General features: G+C 74.6%; 21 protein-coding genes and 1 tRNA gene. 15 read left to right on the forward strand and 7 right to left on the reverse strand.

The window, feature by feature from the left end; genetic code table 11:
• The first annotated feature begins 93 nt into the window (after positions 1–93).
• From KVS67_RS07200 to pdxT, 4 genes are all read left to right on the forward strand, one after another.
• The gene (locus KVS67_RS07200; protein WP_144825175.1) at positions 94–939 is read left to right on the forward strand and encodes a CoA ester lyase; all 846 of its coding nucleotides are present in this window, start codon (positions 94–96) and stop codon (positions 937–939) included.
• A 51-nt stretch (positions 940–990) separates the two neighbouring features.
• Positions 991–1,476, forward strand: a complete 486-nt coding sequence (locus KVS67_RS07205; protein WP_217565172.1) for a DedA family protein — start codon at positions 991–993, stop codon at positions 1,474–1,476.
• 115 nt (positions 1,477–1,591) lie between these two features.
• Positions 1,592–2,536, forward strand: a complete 945-nt coding sequence (gene pdxS, locus KVS67_RS07210; protein WP_060775464.1) for a pyridoxal 5'-phosphate synthase lyase subunit PdxS — start codon at positions 1,592–1,594, stop codon at positions 2,534–2,536.
• A gap of 42 nt (positions 2,537–2,578) precedes the next feature.
• On the forward strand, positions 2,579–3,214 hold the full coding sequence (gene pdxT / locus KVS67_RS07215; protein ID WP_217565173.1) for a pyridoxal 5'-phosphate synthase glutaminase subunit PdxT: 636 nt from the start codon (positions 2,579–2,581) through the stop codon (positions 3,212–3,214).
• 36 nt (positions 3,215–3,250) lie between these two features.
• Here pdxT and ald read toward each other — a convergent pair whose 3' ends face one another.
• Positions 3,251–4,393 carry an alanine dehydrogenase gene (ald, locus tag KVS67_RS07220; protein ID WP_217565174.1) on the reverse strand — a complete coding sequence of 381 codons (1,143 nt, stop codon included), beginning with the start codon at positions 4,391–4,393 and terminating at the stop codon, positions 3,251–3,253.
• 105 nt (positions 4,394–4,498) lie between these two features.
• On the opposite strand from ald, the gene KVS67_RS07225 reads away from it, so the two are divergent.
• Entirely contained in the window at positions 4,499–4,996 is a 498-nt protein-coding gene (locus tag KVS67_RS07225; RefSeq protein WP_036339666.1) for a DUF456 domain-containing protein, read from the forward strand.
• A gap of 55 nt (positions 4,997–5,051) precedes the next feature.
• Here KVS67_RS07225 and KVS67_RS07230 read toward each other — a convergent pair whose 3' ends face one another.
• Both KVS67_RS07230 and KVS67_RS07235 read right to left on the reverse strand, forming a co-directional pair.
• Entirely contained in the window at positions 5,052–5,780 is a 729-nt protein-coding gene (locus KVS67_RS07230; protein ID WP_036313468.1) for a FadR/GntR family transcriptional regulator, read from the reverse strand.
• A gap of 79 nt (positions 5,781–5,859) precedes the next feature.
• On the reverse strand, positions 5,860–7,521 hold the full coding sequence (locus KVS67_RS07235) for an L-lactate permease (protein ID WP_217565175.1): 1,662 nt from the start codon (positions 7,519–7,521) through the stop codon (positions 5,860–5,862).
• Positions 7,522–7,722: 201 nt separating this feature from the next.
• On the opposite strand from KVS67_RS07235, the gene KVS67_RS07240 reads away from it, so the two are divergent.
• From KVS67_RS07240 to KVS67_RS07250, 3 genes are read left to right on the forward strand one after another with little or no spacing between them, the layout of a single operon-like run.
• Complete coding sequence (locus tag KVS67_RS07240; RefSeq protein ID WP_036339657.1) at positions 7,723–8,586, forward strand: (Fe-S)-binding protein; 864 nt, start codon at positions 7,723–7,725, stop codon at positions 8,584–8,586.
• The gene (locus KVS67_RS07245; RefSeq protein WP_217565176.1) at positions 8,583–10,223 is read left to right on the forward strand and encodes a LutB/LldF family L-lactate oxidation iron-sulfur protein; all 1,641 of its coding nucleotides are present in this window, start codon (positions 8,583–8,585) and stop codon (positions 10,221–10,223) included. The genes KVS67_RS07240 and KVS67_RS07245 overlap by 4 nt, the downstream gene beginning before the upstream one ends.
• A complete protein-coding gene (locus KVS67_RS07250; RefSeq protein ID WP_217565177.1) occupies positions 10,220–10,915 on the forward strand; it encodes an LUD domain-containing protein in 696 nt (231 codons plus the stop codon). Before KVS67_RS07245 ends, KVS67_RS07250 begins: the two co-directional genes overlap by 4 nt.
• Positions 10,916–10,947: 32 nt before the next feature.
• Here the strand turns inward: KVS67_RS07250 and KVS67_RS07255 are convergent, their stop codons facing one another.
• Genes KVS67_RS07255 through KVS67_RS07265 form a run of 3 tightly spaced genes read right to left on the reverse strand, consistent with a single transcriptional unit; the run spans position 10,948 to position 13,039 of the window.
• Positions 10,948–11,157 (reverse strand): DUF2871 domain-containing protein, encoded by a 210-nt coding sequence (locus tag KVS67_RS07255; protein WP_217565178.1) that lies wholly within the window; start codon positions 11,155–11,157, stop codon positions 10,948–10,950.
• A gap of 21 nt (positions 11,158–11,178) precedes the next feature.
• Positions 11,179–11,307, reverse strand: coding sequence for a putative transporter small subunit (locus KVS67_RS07260; protein ID WP_036383231.1), 129 nt, complete (start codon positions 11,305–11,307; stop codon positions 11,179–11,181).
• A gap of 34 nt (positions 11,308–11,341) precedes the next feature.
• A complete protein-coding gene (locus KVS67_RS07265; protein WP_217565179.1) occupies positions 11,342–13,039 on the reverse strand; it encodes a sodium:solute symporter family protein in 1,698 nt (565 codons plus the stop codon).
• Between the two features lie 352 nt (positions 13,040–13,391).
• Here KVS67_RS07265 and KVS67_RS07270 point away from each other — a divergent pair, with 352 nt between their 5' ends.
• From KVS67_RS07270 to KVS67_RS07285, 4 genes are all read left to right on the forward strand, one after another.
• Positions 13,392–13,802, forward strand: coding sequence for a VanZ family protein (locus tag KVS67_RS07270; RefSeq protein ID WP_217565180.1), 411 nt, complete (start codon positions 13,392–13,394; stop codon positions 13,800–13,802).
• Between the two features lie 34 nt (positions 13,803–13,836).
• Positions 13,837–13,909, forward strand: a tRNA-Ala gene (locus KVS67_RS07275).
• A gap of 247 nt (positions 13,910–14,156) precedes the next feature.
• Complete coding sequence (locus KVS67_RS07280; RefSeq protein ID WP_095353747.1) at positions 14,157–15,284, forward strand: glycosyltransferase; 1,128 nt, start codon at positions 14,157–14,159, stop codon at positions 15,282–15,284.
• Entirely contained in the window at positions 15,284–16,375 is a 1,092-nt protein-coding gene (locus tag KVS67_RS07285) for a glycosyl transferase (RefSeq protein ID WP_200969444.1), read from the forward strand. Before KVS67_RS07280 ends, KVS67_RS07285 begins: the two co-directional genes overlap by 1 nt.
• Positions 16,376–16,407: 32 nt before the next feature.
• On the opposite strand, the gene KVS67_RS07290 is transcribed toward KVS67_RS07285, so the two are convergent.
• Positions 16,408–18,414 carry a glycosyltransferase gene (locus KVS67_RS07290; RefSeq protein WP_217565181.1) on the reverse strand — a complete coding sequence of 669 codons (2,007 nt, stop codon included), beginning with the start codon at positions 18,412–18,414 and terminating at the stop codon, positions 16,408–16,410.
• Positions 18,415–18,579: 165 nt separating this feature from the next.
• On the opposite strand from KVS67_RS07290, the gene KVS67_RS07295 reads away from it, so the two are divergent.
• The 3 genes from KVS67_RS07295 to KVS67_RS07305 all read left to right on the forward strand — a co-directional run bounded on the left by KVS67_RS07295 (position 18,580) and on the right by KVS67_RS07305 (position 22,209).
• The gene (locus tag KVS67_RS07295) at positions 18,580–19,692 is read left to right on the forward strand and encodes a hypothetical protein (RefSeq protein WP_123244047.1); all 1,113 of its coding nucleotides are present in this window, start codon (positions 18,580–18,582) and stop codon (positions 19,690–19,692) included.
• Positions 19,689–21,077, forward strand: coding sequence for a glycosyltransferase (locus tag KVS67_RS07300; RefSeq protein WP_368669041.1), 1,389 nt, complete (start codon positions 19,689–19,691; stop codon positions 21,075–21,077). Before KVS67_RS07295 ends, KVS67_RS07300 begins: the two co-directional genes overlap by 4 nt.
• 178 nt (positions 21,078–21,255) lie before the next feature.
• Positions 21,256–22,209, forward strand: coding sequence for a WcbI family polysaccharide biosynthesis putative acetyltransferase (locus tag KVS67_RS07305; protein ID WP_217565183.1), 954 nt, complete (start codon positions 21,256–21,258; stop codon positions 22,207–22,209).
• Positions 22,210–22,301: the final 92 nt, after the last annotated feature.

A 22,301-nucleotide genomic window follows, 5' to 3' on the forward strand; every position in this document is an offset into this window, starting at 1 on the left:
CGTCCGTCTCGCCCGCCGCGAGCGGATGTGAGGCCTCCCGCGGGTGGGAAGGGGCCCGCGGGCGGACGGCCGCGGCGGGCTAGGCTGGAGGCCATGCCCGTGAGGAACCGTCGCGCCGCCGCCCTGCCCGCCAAGCTCAGCCGCTCCTGGCTGCTGGTCAACGCGGCCACCCCCGACGCGTTCGCCCCCGCCCTGGCCTCCGAGGCCGACTCCGTCATCTTCGACCTCGAGGCCGCCGTGCCGGAGGAGCAGAAGGACGCGGCCCGCCAGCACGTCGTGGACGCCCTCTCCGGCGGCATGACGGCGTGGGTGCGCATCTCCGCGACCTCCACGGACCACTGGCAGCGGGACCTCGAGGCGCTCACGGGTCTCGACGGCGTGCGCGGCGTCGTGCTGGCCGAGACCGAGGAGCCGGAGCAGGTCACGTTCACCGCGATGCGTCTGCGCGCCGGCACCCCGGTGATCGCCCTGCTGGAGTCCGCCCTGGGCATCGAGAACGCCACGGCCGTGGCCAAGGCGCCGGGCACGTTCCGTCTCGCCTTCGGCGTGAACGACTTCCGCAAGGACGTCGGCGTCGGCGAGGACCCGCTGGCCATGGCCTACGCCCGCTCCCGCATGGTGATCGCCTCCCGCGTGGGCGGTCTGCCCGGGGCGATCGACGGACCGCCCGGCAACGCGGACGGTGAGGACGCGGTCGTCGACTCCAGCGCCGTCACCGCCTCGATGGGCATGACCGGCCGCCTCGTCCTGAACCGGGATCAGGTGGACTGGGTCAACCGGGCGATGTCCCCGTCCGAGGACGAGCTCGCGTGGGCCCGCGACCTGCTCGAGAAGCATGCTCAGGGCGCCGCCGTCGGCGACGGTTCGTACCTGCCCCGCGTGCTGCGCGCCCAGAAGATCGCGGACCTCGCGGACTCGTACGGGCTCTGGAACGCGTGAGCACGGCCGGGGCGAGCGCATGAGTCCCCGCACCGACGGGTGGCTCCGCCCATGATGGCGTGGATCGACGGGCTGCCGCTGCTGTGGTCCATCGGGTTCTTCTGGATGCTGGCGATCCTGCGCACCCTGATCGTGTTCGCGCTCGGGCGGGGGCTGGCCTCCGGCGTCGAGCGGACCCGCTGGTTCGCCCGCGTGATGGAGGGGCCCGTCTATGTCCGGGCCCAGCGCTTCATCCAGCGCCACGGGGTGTGGGCCATCCCGTTCTGCTACCTCACGGTGGGCATCCAGACGGCGGTGATCGGCTCCGCCGGCGTCGCCCGCATGCCCTGGCGCCGGTTCCTGCCGGCGGCCGCGCTCGGCACGTTCCTGTGGGGCGTGGTGTACGGGACCGTCGGGATGGCCGTGGTGTGGGCCGTCATCGGCGCGGCGCTCGGAGAGGGCCGGGGCGCCCTCGCCCTCGTGCTGATCCTCGCGGCCGTGGCCGCGTTCGTCGTGTGGCGCCGACGCCGCACGCTGCGCCGGCACGGGGCCGGGTGACGTCGTCGTCCGTGACGCGGGCCGGGCTTCGCCGCCGGGGGACTAGAGTTGACCGCGTCTTCGCCCCGGCCAGCCGCCCCGCGGCCGGGGCCGCCACCCCTTCGGAAGGACCACCATGAGCGACGAGCGCGCCCGCAGCTTCTCCGCCTCCACCGCCTCCGCCGCCGACGACGGCGCCCGCGGCACCGGCACGACCCGCGTCAAGCGCGGCCTGGCGGACATGATGAAGGGCGGCGTGATCATGGACGTCGTCAACGCGGAGCAGGCGCGCATCGCCGAGGATGCCGGCGCCGTGGCCGTCATGGCGCTCGAGCGGGTCCCGGCCGACATCCGCGCCCAGGGCGGCGTGGCCCGCATGTCCGACCCCGACCTGATCGACGGGATCGTCGAGGCCGTGTCCATCCCCGTGATGGCCAAGGCGCGCATCGGCCACTTCGTGGAGGCCCAGGTGCTGCAGGCGCTCAAGGTGGACTTCATCGACGAGTCCGAGGTGCTCTCCCCGGCGGACTACGTGAACCACATCGACAAGTGGGACTTCGACGTGCCCTTCGTGTGCGGCGCCACCAACCTCGGCGAGGCCCTGCGCCGCATCACCGAGGGCGCGGCCATGATCCGGTCCAAGGGCGAGGCCGGCACCGGCGACGTCTCCGAGGCCGTGAAGCACATCCGCACCATCCGCAAGGAGATCGCCCAGCTCCAGGGCCTGGCCCAGGATGAGCTGTACGTGGCCGCGAAGGAGCTGCGGGCGCCGTACGAGCTGGTGCGCGAGGTCGCCGAGACCGGCGCCCTGCCCGTCGTGATGTTCACCGCCGGCGGCGTGGCCACCCCGGCCGACGCGGCCCTGATGATGCAGATGGGCGCCGACGGCGTGTTCGTGGGCTCCGGCATCTTCAAGTCCGGCAACCCGGCCGAGCGCGCCCGTGCCATCGTCAAGGCCACCGCCCAGTTCGACGACCCGATGGCGGTCGCCGAGGCTTCCCGCGGCCTGGGCGAGGCCATGGTGGGCATCAACGTGGGCGACCTGCCCGCCCCGCACCGCCTGGCCGAGCGCGGCTGGTGAGCCGCGGAGTCCCGGGCGCCCGGAGGCCCTAGGGTCGGGGCCATGGTGAGTCCACAGAAGACCGTCGGCGTGTTCGCGCTCCAGGGCGACGTGCGGGAGCACGCCCACGTGCTCGAGTCGCTCGGCGCGCGCACGCGCCCGGTGCGCCGCCCTGCGGACCTCGAGGGTCTGGACGGCATCGTGCTGCCCGGCGGCGAGTCCTCCGTGATGGACCGCCTCGCCCGGATCATGGGGCTGAAGGACCCGCTCATCGCCGCCCTCCGCGACGGCCTGCCCGCCTACGGCACGTGCGCGGGGCTGATCATGCTGGCCCGCGAGATCCGCAACCCGGCGCCGGATCAGGGCGGGCTCGGCGTGCTGGACGTGGCCGTGCGGCGCAACGCCTTCGGCGCGCAGGTGGACTCGTTCGAGGAGGACCTGGACGTCCCCGCGGTCGCGGCGGAGCCGGTGCACGCCGTGTTCATCCGCGCCCCCGCCGTCGTCCAGGCGGGGGAGGGCGTCGAGGTCCTGGCGAGTGTGCCGGCGTCGCGCGTGTCCGTGCCCGCGGCGGACCCGGTGCTCGACGGCGACGCCCGGCTGCCCGTGGCCGTGCGGCAGGGCCACCTGCTCGCCACGGCCTTCCACCCCGAGGTGACCGGCGACTGGTCCTTCCACCGGGCGTTCCTCGCGGGGCTCTGAGGGGCCGGCCGGCCCCGCGCGCGACGGGCGCGGGGCTCAGGCCTCCGCGAGCACCTCGGAGGTGACGCGGACGTCCTTCCGGGGGTCCAGGCCGAGCTCGTCGGCCACGGCCGTGGCGACGGAGGGCAGGGTGAGCACGCCGTCGTGCGCGTTGAGGCCCCCGGCGAAGCCCTCGTCCGCGGCCAGTGCCGCGCGCCATCCGAGGTCGGCGATGCGCTTGATGTAGGGCAGCGTCGCGTTGGTCAGGGCCGCGGTGGAGGTCTGCGGCACGGCGCCGGGCATGTTGGAGACGCTGTAGTAGATCTTGTCTCCCACGAGGTACGTCGGATCCTGGTGGGTGGTGGCCCGCGAGTTCTCGAAGCAGCCGCCCTGGTCGATCGCGATGTCCACCAGCACGGAGCCGGGCCGCATGGACTCCACCATCTCGGCGGTCACCAGCTTCGGGGCCGCGGCGCCGGGGATCAGCACGGAGCCGATCACGAGGTCCGCGTCCGCCACGGTCTCGCCGATGTTCAGGTGGGAGGAGGCCAGCGTGCGGATCCGGCCCTGGTGGACGGCATCCAGCTGGGCGAGCCGCTCGAGGGAGATGTCCAGGACGGTCACGTCCGCGCCCATGCCCGCGGCGATCACGGCCGCCGCCTCGCCGGCCACACCTCCGCCGATCACGGCCACCCGGGCGCGGCGGGTGCCGGGCACGCCGCCCATCAGCACGCCCGAGCCGCCCTGCGGTTGGAGGAGGTGGTAGGCGCCCGCGGCGGGGGCCAGGCGGCCGGCCACCTGGCTCATGGGGGCCAGCAGCGGCAGGGAGCGACCGCGGGTGACCGTCTCGTAGGCGATCGCCGTCGTGCCGGCGTCCAGGATCGCCCGCGTGCACGCGGGAGAGGCGGCCAGGTGCAGGTAGGTGAAGAGGACCTGGCCGCGGCGCAGGCGGCCGTACTCCTCCGGCTGGGGCTCCTTGACCTTGAGGACCAGCTCCGCGCGCTGCCAGAGCTCGTCGACGTCGTCGACCAGTTCGGCACCGGCGTCGCGGTAGTCCTGGTCCGAGGCGCCGGAGCCGACGCCGGCCCCCGACTGCACGAGGACCTGGTGGCCCGCGCGCACCAGCTCCTGGACCCCGCCCTGCGTCAGGGCGACACGGAACTCGTTGTTCTTCACTTCGGTGGGCACGGCGACCAACATGCGGCGAATCTAGCCGATCCGGCCCGTTCCGGCGAGGGCACGGGGGCCGCTGCGCGCTCGCCCATGCCGCCGTCAGCGCGGTGCCCGTCCCGTCATACTGGTGAGGTGACTCCCGCGCTGATCTCCCTCGTGGCCGTGCTCCTGCTCCTGGTGGGGCTGGTGGGCACCGTGTACCCCGTCCTGCCCGGCTCGCTGCTCAACCTCGTGACGGCTCTCGGGTGGGCCGCGCTGCTGGGGTCCCCCGCGTCCTGGACGTTCGGCGTCATCGCGGCCGGTCTCGCTGTGGCGGGGCTGAGCGCGTCCGCGGTGCTGACCGGTCGGCGGCTGCGGCGTGAACGCGTCACCCGCGGCCCGATCCTGTGGGGGGTGGCCGGCGCCGCCGTCGGGTTCTTCGTGATCCCGGTGGTGGGTCTGTTCCTCGGCTTCGCCGTCGGCCTGTTCGCCTCCCAGTGGGCCCGCACCCGGGACGCCCGGGCCGCGCTCAGCAGCTCGATCGGCGCGCTCACGGCCATGGGCATGGGCATGCTCGTGGAGTTCTGCTGTGCGCTGGGCTCGCTGACCGCCGTGGGCGTGGGCGCCCTGGTGCACGGCGTCACCGCCTGAACCGCCGGAGCCGTCCGTCCGGCGGGACCCCGCGCGCGCCGGACCCTTCGCCGGCTCAGCCGCCGGCGGGCACCCTGCCGGTCTGGGCGAGGGCGGCGAAGCCGAGGACGTGCTCCCGCAGCTCCTGCGCGGCCGCCCGGCCGTCCCCGGCGGCGGAGGCGGCGAGGATCCGCCGATGGTCGGCCTGCAGGCCGGCGCGCACGGCGGGCCAGTCGGACAGCCCGGCCACGGTCTCGGTCACGTAGCCGATGGTCGCCTGGCGCAGGGAGTCCAGCATCATCGCCGTCACGACGTTCCCGCCCAGGGTGGCCAGCCGCACATGGAACTCGGTGTCGAGCAGGTGGAAGTCCTCTTCCGGCAGCGCGGGGTCGTCCATCCGGTCCAGCAGGGTTTCCACCTCGGCCAGGACGGCGACGCTCTCGGGGTCGCCGGAGGTGGCGGCGGCCGCCTGCGCCGCATCGGTCTCGAGGAGCACGCGCGCGGCGACGACGTCGGCCATCGGCAGGGACCGGGTGGCGATGTGCAGGCGCAGCGCCCAGCCCAGCGCCGCGGACGGCTCGGAGACGACGACGGCGCCCGAGTTCGGCCCGGAGCCGGCGCTGGCGCGGATCAGGCCCATGGCCTCGAGCATCCGGGTGGCCTCCCGCACGGACGCCCGGGAGATGCCGAAGCGTTCGGCCAGGGTGCGTTCGCCGGGCAGCTTGTCCCCCACGACCACGGCGCCGGAGCGCAGCTCGGCCTCGAGCCAGTCGAGCACGATGGTGTAGGCGGGGGCAGCGGTCATGGACGGACCTTCCGAGGGGGCGGGGCGGCGACCGTCCATCCTACCGACGGGCGCCGCCCCGCTCGGGTGGTGCAGGCGGTCAGCCCGCCGCCGGCAGCATCCACGCCAGCACGTTGGACTGCAGGTACACGAGCGTGCACACCGCCAGCAGGAGCACGAGCGACCACACCACCACACGACGCAGGATCTCGGACTCCCGGCCCTCCATGCCGACCGCCGTCGCGGCGATCGCCAGGGACTGCGGGGAGATCATCTTGCCCACGACGCCGCCGGAGGTGTTGGCGGCCACCAGCAGGGCCGGATCGGCGCCGATGTTCGTGGCGGCGGTCTGCTGCAGGGTGGAGAACAGGGCGTTCGCGGAGGTGTCCGAGCCGGTCACGGCGGTGCCGAGCCAGCCGAGCACCGGGGACAGGAACACGAAGGCCGCGCCCAGGCCGGCCACCCACGTGCCCATGGCGACCGTCTGGCCCGAGAAGTTCATGACGTAGGCCAGGGAGAGCACGATCACGATCGTCAGGGCGGACCAGCGCATGCGGGCGAAGCAGCGGCCGATCTCGGCGAGCGCGTTCCCCACCGAGAGCGGGAACCGGCCGTCGTGGTCGAACCGGGAGTAGACCACGGCCATGATCAGGCCGGCGATCAGCAGCAGCGTGCCGGGGGAGGCCAGCCACTCGAACTTGTACACGGTGCTCGCCAGGGGCGCGCCGGAGGCGTCGACGAGGTGCCCGTCGAGCCCGGGCCACGGGATCTTCGCGGTGACGGAGTTCAGGGCCGCGGTGATCGGGGGGACCAGCTTGGCCAGGGCGAACACGGCCACGACCACGATGTAGGGCAGCACGGCCATGAAGATCCGGCCGGGGGTGAGATCCTGCGCCGCCGCGCGGGCGGGGGCGTCGAGGCGCTGGCGGGCCTCCTCGGCGCCCCGCGGCCGCCAGAAGCGCAGCAGCAGGACGGCGGCGGCGAGGGAGACCAGGGAGGCCACGACGTCGGTGAGCTCGTAGGAGAAGTGGGTCGAGGCCAGCCAGATGGCGACGGCGAAGCTCGCGCCGATCACGATCAGCGCCGGCCACGTCTGCCGCACGCCGCGCAGCCCGTCGATGATGAACACGAGCAGGAACGGCACGATCACGGCCACGAACGGGGCCTGGTGGCCGACGATCGCGCCGATGTGCGTGGCGGGGATGCCGGTGAGCGTGCCGGCGGTGGTGATGGGGGTGCCCACGGCGCCGAAGGCCACGGGCGCGGTGTTCGCCAGCAGCACGGCGGTGGCCGCCCGCAGCGGGGGCACACCCAGGCCGAGCACCATGGTGGCCGTGATGGCCACGGGGGCGCCGAAGCCGGCGAGGGCCTCGAGCAGGCCGCCAAAGCAGAACGCGATGAGCACGGCCTGGATGCGGATGTCTCCGCCGCCGAGCGAGTCGAAGATCGCGCGCATGTCGTCGAATCGCCCGGAGAGCACGGTGACCTGGTAGAACCACAGCGCCATCACGACGATCCAGACGATCGGGAACAGGCCGAAGGTCGCTCCCTGGGCGGCGGCCAGCGCCGCCAGGTGGGCCGGCATGTGGAAGCCCAGCACGGCCACGAGCAGGGCCACCACGAGCGCGGCGAGCCCCGACTGCCAGGCCTTGAGGCGCAGACCGAGGAGGGTGGCGAAGAACGTCAGCAGGGGCAGGACGCCGAGCGCGGCGGAGAGCGCGACGCTGCCGGCGGCATCGGGGGTGGGGGTGAAGGTGTGCACGGGGGTCTCCCGGTGGGCGAGGGGACGGGGCGAGATCCGGTCGGGCCGGTGATGGTCGGACCACTGTGGTCAGACCAAGGAGCGTACTGTGAGGGCGGTCACCTCGCAAGCGGCTGGCATGATATGGTCTGACCACTACGGCACCCGTGTGCTGCCGCACCGCACGGCGCCCCAGGCGCCCCGTCCGGAACGGAGACCGGCATGAGAATCGCCCTGTTCGCCACATGCATCGTGGACGCGATGTACCCCAAGGTGGCCCTCGCCACCGTCCGCATCCTCGAGCGGCTCGGCCATGAGGTGGTCTTCCCGCCCGGCCAGGTCTGCTGCTCGCAGATGCACGTCAACAGCGGATACATGGAGGACGCCCTGCCCGTGGTGCGCAACCACGTCCGCACCTTCATGAAGGCCGACTACGACCTCGCCGTCGCCCCCTCCGCCTCCTGCGTGGCCTCGCTCGGCCACCAGCAGCCGGACGTCGCCCGCTCCGGCGGGGACGAGGGGCTGGCCCGCGACGCCGAGGTCGTCGCCTCCCGCACCCTCGAGCTGTCCCAGCTGCTCACGGACGTCCTCGGGGTGACGGACGCCGGTGCCCAGCTCGGCTCCTGGTTCCCGCACACCGTGACCTACCACCCCTCCTGCCACGGCATGCGCCTGCTGCGCCTGGGCTCGCGCCAGGAGGACCTGCTGCGCACCGTCGCGGACATCGACCTGCGCCCGCTGCCGGACGCCGAGGAGTGCTGCGGCTTCGGCGGCACCTTCTCCCTGAAGAACCCGGACGTCTCCGCCGCCATCGCGGAGGAGAAGATCGAGAAGGTCACCGCGTCCGGCGCCTCCCTCTGCACGGGCGGCGACGCGTCCTGCCTGCTCCACCTGGACGGGGCCATGCACCGTCGTGAGGCGCGCGGCCAGGACGGCCGCCCGCTGCGCACCGTGCACCTCGCCGAGATCCTCGCGGCCACCCGGGAGAACCCGCTCGAGGTCGACGGCCCCGTCGAACTGTCCATCCCCGCGTCCGCCGGCGCCCGCCGCGGACCGTCCGCCCGTGTTGAGGAGGCCCGCCGATGAGCACCGCACCCACCCGCGTGCGCCTGGGAATGCCCACCGTCCGCCCCGTCCACGGCGAGGGCGAGATCCTGCTGAACACCCCGTTCCCCCAGTCTTCCCGCGAGCAGCTGGGGAACGGCCAGATGCGCGCCAACATCCGCCGGGCCACGCACACCATCCGTGCCAAGCGTGCCGGCGTCGTCGAGGAGCTGCCGGACTGGCAGGAGCTGCGCGCCGCCGGCTCCGCGCTGAAGCAGTCCGTCATGGCGGACCTGCCCGCGCTCCTGGAGCGGCTCGAGTCCGAGGTCACCGCGCGCGGCGGCGTCGTGCACTGGGCCCGGGACGCGGCCGAGGCCAACCGCATCATCACGGAGCTCGTCACCGCCAAGGGCGTGGACGAGGTGATCAAGGTCAAGTCCATGGCCACCCAGGAGATCGGCCTGGACGCCGCGCTCGAGCATGCCGGTGTGGCCGCCGTCGAGACGGACCTGGCCGAGCTCATCGTCCAGCTCGGCCACGACCGGCCCAGCCACATCCTCGTCCCGGCGATCCATCGCAATCGCCGGGAGATCCGGGACATCTTCCTCCGGGAGATGCCGGACACGGACGAGAGCCTCACCTCCGAGCCGGCCGATCTGGCCGAGGCCGCACGCCGGCACCTGCGCGAGAAGTTCCTGAGCACGAAGGTGGCGATCTCCGGGGCGAACTTCGGCGTCGCCGAGACGGGCACGCTCTCCGTCGTCGAGTCGGAGGGCAACGGCCGCATGTGCCTGACCCTGCCGGAGACGCTGATCACCGTGATGGGCATCGAGAAGCTCGTGCCCACCTTCGAGGACCTCGAGGTGTTCCTGCAGCTGCTGCCGCGCTCGTCCACGGGCGAGCGGATGAACCCGTACACCTCCATGTGGACGGGCGTCACCGAGGGCGACGGTCCTCAGGAGTTCCACCTGGTCCTGCTGGACAACGGCCGCTCCGCGGTGCTGTCCGACCCGAAGGGCCGTTCCGCGCTGCACTGCATCCGCTGCTCGGCGTGCATGAACGTGTGCCCCGTGTACGAGCAGACCGGCGGCCACGCCTACGGCTCGGTCTACCCGGGCCCGATCGGCGCGATCCTCTCCCCGCAGCTCACCGGTGTGGACGCGGGGGAGAACGGCACCCTGCCCTACGCCTCCACGCTGTGCGGCGCGTGCTACGACGTGTGCCCCGTGGCCATCGACATCCCCTCGATCCTCATCCACCTCCGGGACGAGGACGTGCAGGCCACCCACGCCGCCCGGAAGGCCCTGCGCACGGAGAAGGACGCCGCTGCCGGCCCCCTGGCCCGTGCCAAGGCGGCGGCGGAGTCCGTCACGCCCTCGCAGATGGACGTGGCGATGAAGGGCGCCTCCGTGGTGATGTCCTCGGGTCGGCGCATGTCGCTGGCCGAGCGGGGCCTGGGGTTGGGCCGGGTCGCGGCCGGGCCGGACCGGGTGCTCGGCTGGCTGCCGGGCATCGCCGGCGGGTGGACCGACGAGCGTGACGTGCCGGCGCCCCCGCGGGAGTCCTTCCGCAACTGGTGGGCCCGCCACAAGGATGAGACCGAGCACCGGACCGCCCTGGACGGCGTCGCCGGGCTGGACCGCCAGGAGGACGAGCACGTCGAGGAGGACGGACGATGAGCGAGGCGAAGGCCGAGATCCTGCGGCGCATCCGCGAGGCGACGGCGGACGGGCCGGTCGCGGACCCGGTGCAGCGCACCTACCGGCGGACCTCCTCCCGGGACCGGGCCGAGGTGGTGGAGATGCTGCGCGATCGGCTGATCGACTACCGGGCCTCCGTGCGGGACGAGACCGAGGAGACGGTGGCCGCGGCCATCGCCGAGCTGCTCGGCCCGGACGCCCGGTACGTGGTGCCGGCCGGTCTGGAGCCCGACTGGCTCCCCGCGGACTCGCGCGGGGCCAACCGGGAGCGCATCACGGAGCCCGCGGTGGGTCACACGGGGGAGCGGGCCGCGGTCCGCGGCGCCCACGACGGCGAGCGCGAGCCCCTCAGCGTGGACGCGCTGAACGAGGTGGACGCGGTGGTGACGTCCTCGACGGTCTCCTGCGCGGAGACCGGGACGATCTTCCTCAGCGGCCGCCCGGACGAGGGCCGCCGGGCGATCACCCTGGTCCCGGACCACCACGTGTGCATCGTGCCGCTGGACTCCGTGGTGGAGCTCTTCCCGGAGGCGCTGGCCCGCGTGGAGGCGACGGCGCCGATCACCATGATCTCCGGGCCCTCGGCCACGAGCGACATCGAGCTCGAGCGCGTCGAAGGCGTGCACGGGCCGCGCCGCCTGGACGTGATCCTGCTCGACCGCGCTCGCTGACGCGGGCGCGGTATAGCAGGGGATCGAGCGGGTCAGGCCCCCTCGATGACGGCGCCGCCGGTGCGGCCCGTCTCGAGGTGGGCCTGACGCTCCCGCACGCCGCCGTACAGGGCCACGAACAGCAGCGCGAGACCGGCGGTCACGAGCATGTGGCCGAGCCCGGCGATGCCCGGGAGGGCGGCCGAGGTCTCGGCGGGGGTCAGGCCGAAGACCGCGTCGAGGGCGAGGACCACCAGGGTCACGGTCAGCCCCCGGCGGGTGCCTCAGATGATCGAGCGGCCCTCGCGGCGGGCCGCGGCCCAGTCGGCGACGAAGCCGCGGGCGATCGAGACGAGGACGGCCAGCACGAGGACGGGCCACATCAGGACGTACAGGGTCAGACCGACGGTCATGCGGATGCTCCTTGCGAGTCGGGGGACGGGGGGATCAGGACACGGGGGCCGAGGCGCGTTCGACCTGCGGCAGGTCCTCGGTCGCGGGGTCGAAGTCGCCGGTCACGTGCGCGATCCGATCGAAGTCGAAGTCCTGGCCGGACCGGACGGACAACCCCCAGCAGACGAGGAAGGACACGGCGTAGGCCACGAGCGAGCCCGTGAGCGTGGCGTAGTCCCGCAGGAAGCCGTAGCCAACGAACAGCATCACGACCGAGGCGATCGCGCCGACCACGACCGCCGGACGCAGGCCGAAGAAGCCGAAGCACATGATGCCCAGCACGACGCCCACGCCGAGGATCGCGAGGGTCTCGACCACGATCGCCCAGGCGCCCTCGATCGGGATCCACTCGAAGCGGACCGGCAGGAACACGGCCAGCGCGGCGAGCACGGACACCGTGAACGCGGCGTTGGTGATCCTGCCCCAGTAGAAGGACGCGATCACGGGGAACACGAGGCAGCCCCACAGGGCGCCCACGAAGACCAGCAGATCGAGGATGTCGAACTTGGCGGTGGCGAAGTACAGGGCCGCCGCCGTCGCCACGATCATGGTGATCCGGCCGATCAGCAGCATGGTCTTCGGGTCGGCGTTCTTGCGGCCGACCGACTGGCCGTAGACGTCCGTCATCACGATCGAGGAGAGGGCGGACAGGTCCGAGTCGGCGGTGGAGGACAGCGAGCCGATGATCATCAGGAACGCCAGGGCCACGAGCGCCAGCGGCAGGTGGTCGGCGACCATCTGGGGCAGGAGGTTGTTGACGTCGCCGTCGAGCGGCTCGACGCCCAGGTAGAGCGCCATGACGCCGAGCATGCCGACGCCGATCACGGTGCCGCCGTACCCGAGGGTGGCCGTGATGAAGGTGGGCTTGATGAGGTCCTCACGCACGGCGAAGAGGCGCTGGGCGATGGTCTGGTTGCCGATCGCGTAGGCCAGCACCGCGGCGATGTACGGCGCGCCCTGGTTCATGAACGCGTCGGAGGAGAAGAAGCTCTGCTGCTGGGCCGTGACGTGGCCCGCTTCGACGCCGGTCTGGAACATGTCCGGCCCGCCCGCGGCGAAGAACACGGCGGGGATGATGATGACGGTCGCGCCGAGCATGGCCATCACCTGCGCGAAGTCGGTGAGCACGGAGGCGCGGAAGCCGGACCACAGGGTGTACAGCAGCACGCCCGCGGCCACGATCAGGATGCCCGCGCCGAAGGACAGCGGGGACAGCAGGGAGATCAGGGCGCCGCCGGCGATGAAGTTGGAGGTCAGGGAGATGACGGAGCCGAGCACGTTGGAGCCGGCCAGCATGAGCTGCGACGAGCGGCCGTGCCGGGCGTACATGACCTCGGCGAGGGTGTGGGCGCGCGGCGCGACCGCGCGGATGCGGCGGCCGAACGGGTAGATGAACAGGATCATCAGGGCGCCCCAGAGGCCGTAGTGGAGGGGGCCGGAGACGCCGTACGTGTAGCCGGCGGTCACGGAGGCGTACATGGAGGCGGCCCAGATCCAGGTGGCCGTCATGGAGGCGGCGGACACGCCGAAGCCGATCCGATTGCCGGCCGTCATGTAGGCGTCGGCGTTCTCCTTCTTCTTGGAGATGGCCACGGACATGATCATGGTCCCGCCGTAGAACAGCGCGACGAGCAGGATCACCCCGATCACGCCGAGCTGGGTCAGGGATGCTGCGTCCTGGGAGGGCGGCATCGGACTTCCTTTCGCACGAGTGACTGTGGACGTCCCGATCCCCCGGCGCGGTCCGGTCAGGGCACGGCTCCGCAGGGCGGAAGGTGGCGTACCGATCACGTCGCGGCCAGGGGGCCGGGGAGGTGGAGGGCATCCCGCCGGGTCCCGAGTCCACGAACGGCGAGCTCTCTGCTCAAGCCATCGCGGTCCCTCGGCCCTGGGCGGCGCTGTCAACACCGGCATCCTGGCGGAACGAGCCCACCCGGATGGGGTGATCATCACATGATCGGCGCAGAAATGGCAAAAACATAGATCCTTTTCAGCAGGGCGGGGACCATGAGTGCCCGGCGCAGAAGCCGGACAGAATGGGCGGATGACCGTTCCTTCCGGCTCCCCGGCCGCTCCCTCCGCCCCCGCTTCCCCACGACGGCGCCGCGCCCTGGCGGCGGCGCTGGCCGTCGCCGTCGTGGTGCAGCTGGTGGTGCTGTACCTGCCGGGCGAGCAGGTGCCGGAGGCCGGGTTCGCCGTGCCGGGGCTGGACAAGGCGATCCACGTGGCCGTGTTCGCGCTGCCCGCGTTCCTCGCCGTGTGGCGGGGGCGGAGCGAGTGGTGGGCCCTGCCGTTCGCGGTGCACGCACCGGTGAGCGAGCTCGTGCAGCACGCGTGGGTGCCGCTGCGGACGGGGGACCCGGTGGATGTCGTCGCGGATCTGGCGGGTGTGGTGCTCGGCGTGGTCGCCGCGCGGCGTCGCCGAATTGGAGGATCGGGGGCGTCGGGCGTATGATGGTCCGGTGCACTCCCGCGGGAGGGCACGACCTGGGGCTATAGCTCAGTTGGTAGAGCGTTTCGTTCGCAATGAAAAGGTCAGGGGTTCAATTCCCCTTAGCTCCACGGACCGTCCCGGTCCGCGATCCTCGAGGTCGCGGGCCGGGACTTTCTCGTGACGGGGGCGTGAGCGCCTGCCCTGCCCTCACCCCCGGGAGGGGGGGCCGGCGCTTCCGGGGGGACCCCCCGGGTGTCTACAGTGCCGGGGTACGTCAGCGCGGACGTGATGCGGTCGTCTCACCGCAGGTCAGTCGCGCTTCTGCCGCCCCGCACGGGGCCGTTCGGCCCGGCCCGGGCCGGGAAGGGGACGCCGATGCGCATCAGCGTGCTCACCCACATGCTCCACCCCATCCGTTCGCCCTACGAGGGCGGGCTGGAGATGCACACGGCCATGACCGTGGAGCACCTCGTGCGCCGGGGCCACGACGTCACCGTCTACGCGCGGGAGGGCACCCGGCTGCCGGGCGACGTCGTCGCCGTGCTGCCCGCCGAGGGCGCCGGCCCGGGCCGCGCGGGCACCCGCGTGCGCGAGGCGGCCGCCCGCCGGGCCTGCGCGCTGATCCTCGACGACGACTCCGACGCCGTCCTGAACAACTCCCTCTCCCCGGCGCCGCTCGAGCTGCTGCGCGCCCGCCCCGTGGTCACCGTCCTGCACACGCCGGCCACGCTGGCGGAGGTGCTGGCCGTCGTCGACGCCCCGGGCTGGACGGCTCCCGACCACCACCGGTGGGCCTCGGTGTCCGCGTCGAACGCGCTGGCCTGGCAGCACCGGCTGCCGCGGGTGGACGTGGTGCCCAACGGGATCGAGCTGCACCACTGGGTCTCCGACGCCGTCCCCGTGCGCGGCCGCGCCGTGTGGTCGGGCCGGATCACGGCGGAGAAGGGCCTGCACGTGGCGATCGACGCCGCCCGGATCGCGGGCATGGAGCTGCACTTCGCCGGGCCGATCTCGGACGAGGAGTACCACGCCCGCGAGGTCGTGCCGCGGCTCGGCCCGGACACCGTCTACCACGGCCACCTCGACCATCACGCGCTGCCGCACATGCTCGCCACGGGCGAAGTCTTCCTGGCCACACCCCTGTGGGCCGAGCCGTTCGGGCTCGCCGTGGTCGAGGCCATGGCGCTCGGCGTGCCGGTGGCCGCGCTGCTCAGCGGCGCGATGGGGGAGATCGTCGCCCCGCAGGCCGGCGCGCTGGCCGTGCACCACACGGCGCAGGAGCTCGCGGTCTCGATCCGCCACGCCCGCCGCAAGGACCGGGGACGCGTGCGCGCGTGGGCCTGCCGGTTCAGCGCGGAGACCATGGTGGAGGGCTACGTGGACCTGCTCGAGCAGGCCGCCGAGGACGCCCGTGACCTCGCCGCCGCCGAGGACGCGTACGGGTTCGACCCGCAGGGGGTCCCGCGCCCGTCCGCCGATGCGGCGGACCTGGAGTCCCTCTGATGGCTCCGGCCCGCAGGCGGGTCCTCTACTACGCCCACCAGCACGGGGCGGGGCACCTGCGGCACGCCGCCGGCCTGGCGTCGACCGGGGCGTTCGACGTGACGGTCGTGACCGCCCACCCCCGGGCGGCCGCACTGCTGCCCGCGGACGTCCCCGTCATCCCGCTGCCCTCGGACCTCGTGGCCGGCCACGAGCAGCCGGCGCGCTCGCCCCTGCACTGGTCCCCGGTGGGGCCCGAGATCCGGGCGCGCTTCGACGCCCTCCACGCGGCGGCGCAGCGGGTGGAGCCGGACGTGTGCGTGGTGGACGTGTCCGTGGAGGCGGCCCTGTTCCTGCGCCTGGCGGGCTGGCCCGTGCTGCACCGCCGCATGCACGGCGAGCGCACCGACCCCGCGCACGCCCTCGTCTACGCCGAGGCCGACGGCCTCTTCGCCCACTACGCCGCCGAGCTCGAGGTCCCCGCCTGGCGCGCCGCCCACGCGGACCGGGTCACCTACCTCGGGGTCGCGGACGTCACGGGCCGGCTCGGCACCCGCGCCACGACGACGTCGTCCGCGGGCGGCGCCCCGCGCGTCGCCGTGATCGCCGGGACGGGCGGCGGCGGGGTGCGGGCCGCGGACCTGGCCCGGGCGGCGTCCGCCGTGCCGGAGGCGACGTGGGAGGTGTACGGCCCGATCGCCGGGGTGGGCGATCCGGAGGCGCCGGGCGGGCTCGCGGCGGAGGCGATGCCCGCCGCCGTGACGCTGCACGGCTGGGTCCAGGCGCCGGCCCGCCGGGCCGCGGACGCCGACGTCGTGGTGGTCTCGGCCGGGCACAACGCCGTGGTGGACGCCGCCCGCTCCGGCCGCCCCGTGGTGCTCGCCCCCGAGCCGCGGCCGTTCGACGAGCAGCGCGTGTTCGTCCGCGAGATCCACCGGGCCGCGGGCGTGCCGTGGTGCGCGTGGGAGGACCCGGACGCCGACTGGGCCGGCGCGGTGCGCGGCGCCCTCGCCGACCCGGCCGCCGCCGACCGGCTCGCGGGCCTGCTGCTCGTGGCGCCGGACGAGTACCGGCGGCGCTGGGAGGCGGCGATCGAGGGCGCCCTGGGCTGAGTCCGCCCCGCCGCCCCCGGCCGTCACGGCGCTCAGTACGCGGCGTCGTCGCGGCGGGCGGCCGTCAGCTCCGCCTCCGTGGGGTGACGCAGCAGCTCGAGCCGCTCGCCCTCGGGGTCCCACGCGACCAGCCCCGCGTCCGCGAACGCGCGCAGCCACCCCTCCATGGCCCATCGGCCGTGCACCTGCCGGAAGCGGCGGGCGTTGACCAGGATGTCCTCGAGGTGGTGCAGCGGCGGGGTCATCACGCCGTGGTGCTGGTGGAACGCCTCGGCGGGGCTGAACCGCAGCGTCAGGCCGGCGTCGCGGGCGCGGAAGGCCAGGTCCGTGTCCTCGGCGCCGTAGCCGGTGAAGCCCGCGTCGAAACCGCCGATCCGGGCCAGGTCCGCGCGCCGCAGCGCCAGGATCAGCGTCCACACGAGGTGCCACTCGTCCGAGGGCCCGGCGGTCAGGTGCGCGCGCGCCCGGTGGGGCACGGAGAGGCGGCGCAGCAGGGCGTCGGCGCGCTGCGAGGTCAGGTCCGCCTCCCCGACGTCGCGGATCCAGCCCGGCCGCAGGTAGCGGGGCCGGCCCATCACCACGGACCCGGGGTGGGCCGCGACCTCGGTGGCCAGCACGCCGACGGTCTCGGCGGCCGGGATGCAGTCCACGTCGAGGAAGACGAGGATCTCGCCGGTGGCGAGCTCGGCCGCGCGGTTGCGGGCCTGCGCCAGCGGCAGGCCGGCGTGGGCGGCCACGTGCCCCACCGTGACGGGCAGGTCCGTGGCCGGGACGCGCCCGTCCGGCTGGCCCATGAACACCACGACGACCTGGTCCGGGCGGCGGTGCGAGCGCTCCAGTCCGGCGATCACGCGGGCCAGGTGCTCGTCCCGGTGCCCCGTGATGACCAGCACGGACACGCTCGGCAGCGCCCCACGCGCCCGGGCGAGGGCCTCGCGGTAGACGGCCACGTGGGCGGCGGCCACGCGACGGCGCTGCCGGGCCCGGGCGGCCGGGTCGGCGGGGGCCGTGCGCGCGCGGGCGCGCACCAGCGTCTCGAGCGCGTCCGCGAGGGAGTCGGGATCCTCCGGGTCGAACGCGGCGAGCGAGTCGGGGGTCAACCAGGCGCCGGACTGGTCCGCGATGTGCCCGATGTCCGCGACGGCCACCGGCACCCCCAGGTCCCGGCACATCTCCACCCAGCCCGAGTGGGTGCCGATGCGGTACGGCAGCACGGACACGTCCACGTCGCGCAGCAGCGCGTGCAGGGCGGGGTCGTCGAGCCGGTCGTGCTGCCACAGCTCGAAGCCGTGGTGGGCGCAGCCCGCGCGCAGCGCGGCCAGGGCGTCCTCGTCCTGCACGGTGTCCTGGACCTCCACGGTCACCCGCGCGTCGACGCCGCGGTCGGCCAGCGTCGCGACGGCGGCGGCGAGCACCGGCAGCAGCGCCACCGGGGCCACCTGGGCGCGCAGGTCCTTGGCGTGCACCAGCAGGCGGGCGGGGGCGGCCGCGCCGTCGCCGTCGTCGGACGCGTCGGGGGGCAGCAGGCCGGGCTCCGCGCCGGGGGCGTCGTCGTCGCCCTGCGCCACGAGGTCCTCGAGCGGGACGATGTGCGGGTGGGGGACCACGAGGGCGCGCACGCCGTAGTCGCGGGCGAGGGTCGCCGCGGCGCCGGGGGTGAGCGTGAGCACGGCGTCCGCGCGGCCCAGCAGCACGGCCAGGCTGTCTCGGTGGGGGCCCTGGTCCGTCAGGTGCGGGTTCTCGAGGTCGTGCACGGTCACGACGACGGCGCCCCCGTGCGCGTGCTGCGCGTCCAGGGCGGCGGCCAGCTGGGCGGGGCTGAAGTGCTCGAAGCCGAAGTGCACGTGCAGCACGTCCGGGCGGTGCTCGGCCAGCCACTCCGCGTGCAGGGCCCGGGGCGGCCACCACTGGTGCGCGGGCGCGCCCGGCACCGGCGGGTCCGGCAGGAACTCCACGTCCGGCGCGGCGCCCGGGTCGAGGGGGCGGATCGCGCGGGTGTACGGGTGCTGCGCGGGCACGTGCTGGACGGTGATGCTCACGGGGGAGGGCCTCCTGACCTGGGGGATGCGATGCCGCGCGGGCGGCGTGTCCCCGTCCCGGGTCGGGGGTCGCGGAATCTAGTCTGTCAGGGCAGGATCGGAGAATCGGAGCAGCGGCATCCTGTCCGTTCCGGCGCGCCGCCGCGTCGAGGAGCGCCGCCGCAGGTGAAGGGGATCGTGGACGTGGACTCGCAGCCGCAGGGACGTGTGCTGTACGTGACCGTGGGCGCGCCGGCGCACGGCGTGGTGCGCCATGGCCGGCAGACCGCCGCCGCCCTCCGTCGGGTGGGCGCCGAGGTGGAGCTGCTCACGGCGGAGGACGTCGCGGCGTTCCGGGGCCTCGTGCCCGTGCTGGAGGAGGCGCGCGCGCTGGGCGCCGCCGTGCACCTGGACGTCACGGACGCGCTGTTCGGCCCCACCGCGACCGCCGCCGCGGACCTGCTCGTCGACGTCCTGCCCGAGGGCACCACGCTCACCCTGCACGACATCCCGCAGCCCGCCGAGGGCGACGGCCGCTACCGCCGCCGCGGCGAGGCATACGCGCGGCTCGCCCAGGCGGTGGACGGCGTCGTGGTCTCCTCGCAGCACGAGCGGGCGCTGCTGGCGGACCTCGTGGACGTGGCCGCGGACGTGGTCCCGCTGCCCGTGGAGGACCGCCGGGCCGCGGCCGCCCGCGCCGAGCCGGTGGTGCCGGAGAGCATGGCCGGCCTCGACCGGGACCTCGTGCTCTTCGGCTTCGTCTACCCGGGCAAGGGGCACGCCCTCGCCCTGGAGGCCCTCACCGAGCTGCACCGCCAGTGGGGCCCGGACTCCGGGGCGCCGCGCCGGCTGACGGCGCTCGGACCCGTCAGCATCGGGCATGACGACCTCGTGGCGGAGCTGACCCGCGACGCCGAGGCACGCGGCCTGGAGTTCCGCGTCACCGGGTTCGTGCCGGACGAGTTCGCGGACGCGGCCCTGCTCTCGGCGGGCATCCCGTTCGCGGCGCACCGCAACGTGTCCGCGTCCGGGTCCCTGGCGGCGTGGACCTCGGTGGGGCGGCGGGCCATCGCCTCCGCCGGCCGCTACACGGAGGAGATGGAGCGCCTGCGCCCGGGCACCCTGCGGCTCGTGCACCCCAACGGGTCGCCGGCCTTCGCGATGGCCGAGGCGATCGCCGAGGCGGTCGAGGACCCCGAGCGCACGTGGCTCGACCCCGCCGTGGACCTCTCGCCCGGGGCCGAGGACTGCGCGCGGATGCTCTTCGACGTGTTCCGCCGCGTGCACAGGTGGACGTGAGCGCCGCCGTCTCCGTGGTGGTGCCCTACTACCGGGCCCAGGCGGACCTCGACCGGCTCACGGCCGCGCTCGCGGCCCAGCGCGGCCTGACCGGCGGGCTGCAGCTCGTGGTGGCCGACGACGGCTCGCCCGTCCCGCCCCGGGTGGACCCGGGCCTGCCGTTCGACGTGGTGACCGTGCGCCAGCCGGACCGCGGGTTCCGCGCCTCGGCGGCCCGGGCGCTCGGGGCGGAGGCGGCCGACGGCGACGTGCTCGCCTTCCTCGACGGGGACATGCTCCCCGAGCCCGGGTACCTCGCCGCGGCCCTGGCAGCGGTGGCCGAGGCGCCCCGGGACGCCGCGGTGGTGGGCCGGCGGCGGCACCTGGCCGAGGCCTGGCTGGAACGGGCCTGGGCGCACGGATGGCGGCCCGGGCACGAGGTGCCCGCGGACGCCCGCCTGGCCGAGCCGGCCTGGCTGCGCGAGGGGTACCGCGCCACGGACGACCTGCGCCGCGCCGACTCCACCGGCTACCGGTACGTCATCTCGGCCGTGCTCACGGTGGCGCGCGAGGTCTACGAGGACGGCGGCGGCTTCGACCCCGCCTTCGTGGGCTACGGCGGGGAGGACTGGGAGCTGGCGCACCGGCTGTGGCGCGTGGGGGCGGCCCTGCACCACGCGCCGGACGCCGTGGCGTGGCAGGCCGGCGCCGACTTCGGCGGACGCGGCGACGCCGCCGAGGCCGCCCGGGTGAAGGCCCGCGAGGCGCTCGTGCTGGCCTCCCGCATCCCCGCGACGACGGCCCGCGGCCACGGCCTGTCCCTGGCCGGCCCGCTGCGGGTCGAGGCGCGCGTGCGGGTGCCGGAGGGCGCGGACGGCGCGGCGGCGGCCGTGGTGGCGGTGGACGCCGTGCTGTGCGCGGCACCGGGGGCGCGGGTCGGCGTCGTGGGCGGCCTCGACGAGGCGGCGGCGCGGGCGCTCGGCGACCCCCGCGTGCGGCTGCTGGGCGAGCCCGACGGCGGCGCGGCGGCGGCCGAGGACCTGCCGCCGACGCCGGCGCGCGGCGACCTCGACGCCGTGCGGTCGGTGCCCGACTGGTCCGTGGACGTGCGCGTGCCGCTGCGGCCCGCCGCGGCCGGAGCCCGGCCTGACGCGGACGCCGTCGCCGCGTGGCTGCTGCGCCTGGAACGGGCCGGCGTCGAGCGCGTGGAGGTGCTGGGCGAGCCGGCCGAGCGGGCCGAGCGGGCCGAGCGCGACGTGCTCGCCGTGCTGACGTGCGCGCGGGCGCGGTGGCGGCGCCGGCGGGGCGGGACGGCGCGGGTGTGGCGGGTGCCCGCCTCCCGGCTGGGCTGGGCGCCCGTGGCCGCCGTGCCGGACCTCGAGGCGTGGTGGGGCGGCTGGGGCTGAGCGGGCCGGTGTCCGCGGGGCTGGCACAATCGCGGACAGGACGGAACACGGGAGGACCGATGAGCGAGCTGGACGAACTGGACTTCGCGGCGCTCTCCGCGTTCCTGGCCTGGTGGTTCGGGAAGACGGGCGTCGACTGGATCCGGCGCGAGGACGGCTGAGGAGAGAGGACGCAGGCGTGCACGAGGACGAGGGACGACGCCGGCACTACGGGCACTTCTACGGGCTCGAGGACCTGCCCGAGGACGACCTGCTGCTGGTGTGGGGCAACTGCCAGGGCGAGTCGTATCGGCGGCTGCTCGGCGGGGAGCCCGGCACACCGCTGCACGGGGCGGACCTGGTGAGCGTGCGCGTGCCGCCCGCCTTCGAGGCCCAGCCGGACGAGGTCGCGCACCTGGAGCGGCTGCTGCCGCGCGTGAAGGCGCTCGTCACCCAGCCGATCCCGCACGACTACCGGGGCATGCCTATCGGCACGGACCAGCTCGTGGCCCGGCTGCCCGAGGACGCCGCCGTGGTGCGGATCCCCGTGGTGTACGACGTCTCGCGCTTCCCCTGGCAGGTCACCCTCCGCAACTGGAAGTTCGCGCCCGGGGCGGCCGAGCGGCCGGGGGAGGACCCGCCCGTCGTGCCTTACCACGACCTGCGCGTGCTGGCCGAGGCGGCGACGGGCCGTCGTCGGGAGGTGGCGCCGGCGGCGATCCGCGAGGCCGCGGCCGCGTCCGTGCAGGCGCTGCGGGCGCGGGAGGAGGCGAAGGGGACGCTGTCCATGGCGGATCTGGTGGCGGCGGAGCGGGGCGTCGGCTTCTACACCGTGAACCACCCGACCAACACGCTGCTGACCCGCGTGGCCGAGCGCATGGCCGAGCACCTGCCGGGCGACGTCGCCGTCCAGCCCGTGCCCGCCTCCCGCGTGCTCCTCGGCGGGGTGCGCGCGCCCCTCGAGGCGGTCGTGGTGGAGGCCCTCGACCTCGACGCCGAGCCGACCGAGGACTGGACCGTGGCCGGACAGACCGTCCCGGCCGAGCAGCTGCGACAGACCCACCTGGACTGGTACGCGCAGAACCCGCAGGCCGTGGAGGTCGGGATGCGCAAGTACGCCGACCAGCTGCGGCTGCTGGGCCTTACGGGCTAGCGCCGGCCCCGGCCACCAGTGGAGGATGGGCGGCACGTCCCGTCTGCCGCGGAGCACGTCTGCGGGGGCGGCCGTACCGTTCCTTCGACCCC

It is taken from the genome of Micrococcus sp. GbtcB5 (assembly GCF_019091605.1).
GTDB classification, from domain to species: domain Bacteria; phylum Actinomycetota; class Actinomycetes; order Actinomycetales; family Micrococcaceae; genus Micrococcus; species Micrococcus luteus.

Bases quoted from the DNA above. Each gene is read 5' to 3' on its own strand.
- KVS67_RS07200 (WP_144825175.1), top strand. From the start codon at position 94: ATGCCCGTGAGGAACCGTCGCGCCGCCGCCCTGCCCGCCAAGCTCAGC.
- KVS67_RS07205 (WP_217565172.1), top strand. From the start codon at position 991: ATGATGGCGTGGATCGACGGGCTGCCGCTGCTGTGGTCCATCGGGTTC.
- pdxS (WP_060775464.1), top strand. From the start codon at position 1,592: ATGAGCGACGAGCGCGCCCGCAGCTTCTCCGCCTCCACCGCCTCCGCC.
- pdxT (WP_217565173.1), top strand. From the start codon at position 2,579: ATGGTGAGTCCACAGAAGACCGTCGGCGTGTTCGCGCTCCAGGGCGAC.
- ald (WP_217565174.1), bottom strand. From the start codon at position 4,393: ATGTTGGTCGCCGTGCCCACCGAAGTGAAGAACAACGAGTTCCGTGTC.
- KVS67_RS07230 (WP_036313468.1), bottom strand. From the start codon at position 5,780: ATGACCGCTGCCCCCGCCTACACCATCGTGCTCGACTGGCTCGAGGCC.
- KVS67_RS07240 (WP_036339657.1), top strand. From the start codon at position 7,723: ATGAGAATCGCCCTGTTCGCCACATGCATCGTGGACGCGATGTACCCC.
- KVS67_RS07245 (WP_217565176.1), top strand. From the start codon at position 8,583: ATGAGCACCGCACCCACCCGCGTGCGCCTGGGAATGCCCACCGTCCGC.
- KVS67_RS07250 (WP_217565177.1), top strand. From the start codon at position 10,220: ATGAGCGAGGCGAAGGCCGAGATCCTGCGGCGCATCCGCGAGGCGACG.
- KVS67_RS07260 (WP_036383231.1), bottom strand. From the start codon at position 11,307: ATGACCGTCGGTCTGACCCTGTACGTCCTGATGTGGCCCGTCCTCGTG.
- KVS67_RS07265 (WP_217565179.1), bottom strand. From the start codon at position 13,039: ATGCCGCCCTCCCAGGACGCAGCATCCCTGACCCAGCTCGGCGTGATC.
- KVS67_RS07270 (WP_217565180.1), top strand. From the start codon at position 13,392: ATGACCGTTCCTTCCGGCTCCCCGGCCGCTCCCTCCGCCCCCGCTTCC.
- KVS67_RS07280 (WP_095353747.1), top strand. From the start codon at position 14,157: ATGCGCATCAGCGTGCTCACCCACATGCTCCACCCCATCCGTTCGCCC.
- KVS67_RS07285 (WP_200969444.1), top strand. From the start codon at position 15,284: ATGGCTCCGGCCCGCAGGCGGGTCCTCTACTACGCCCACCAGCACGGG.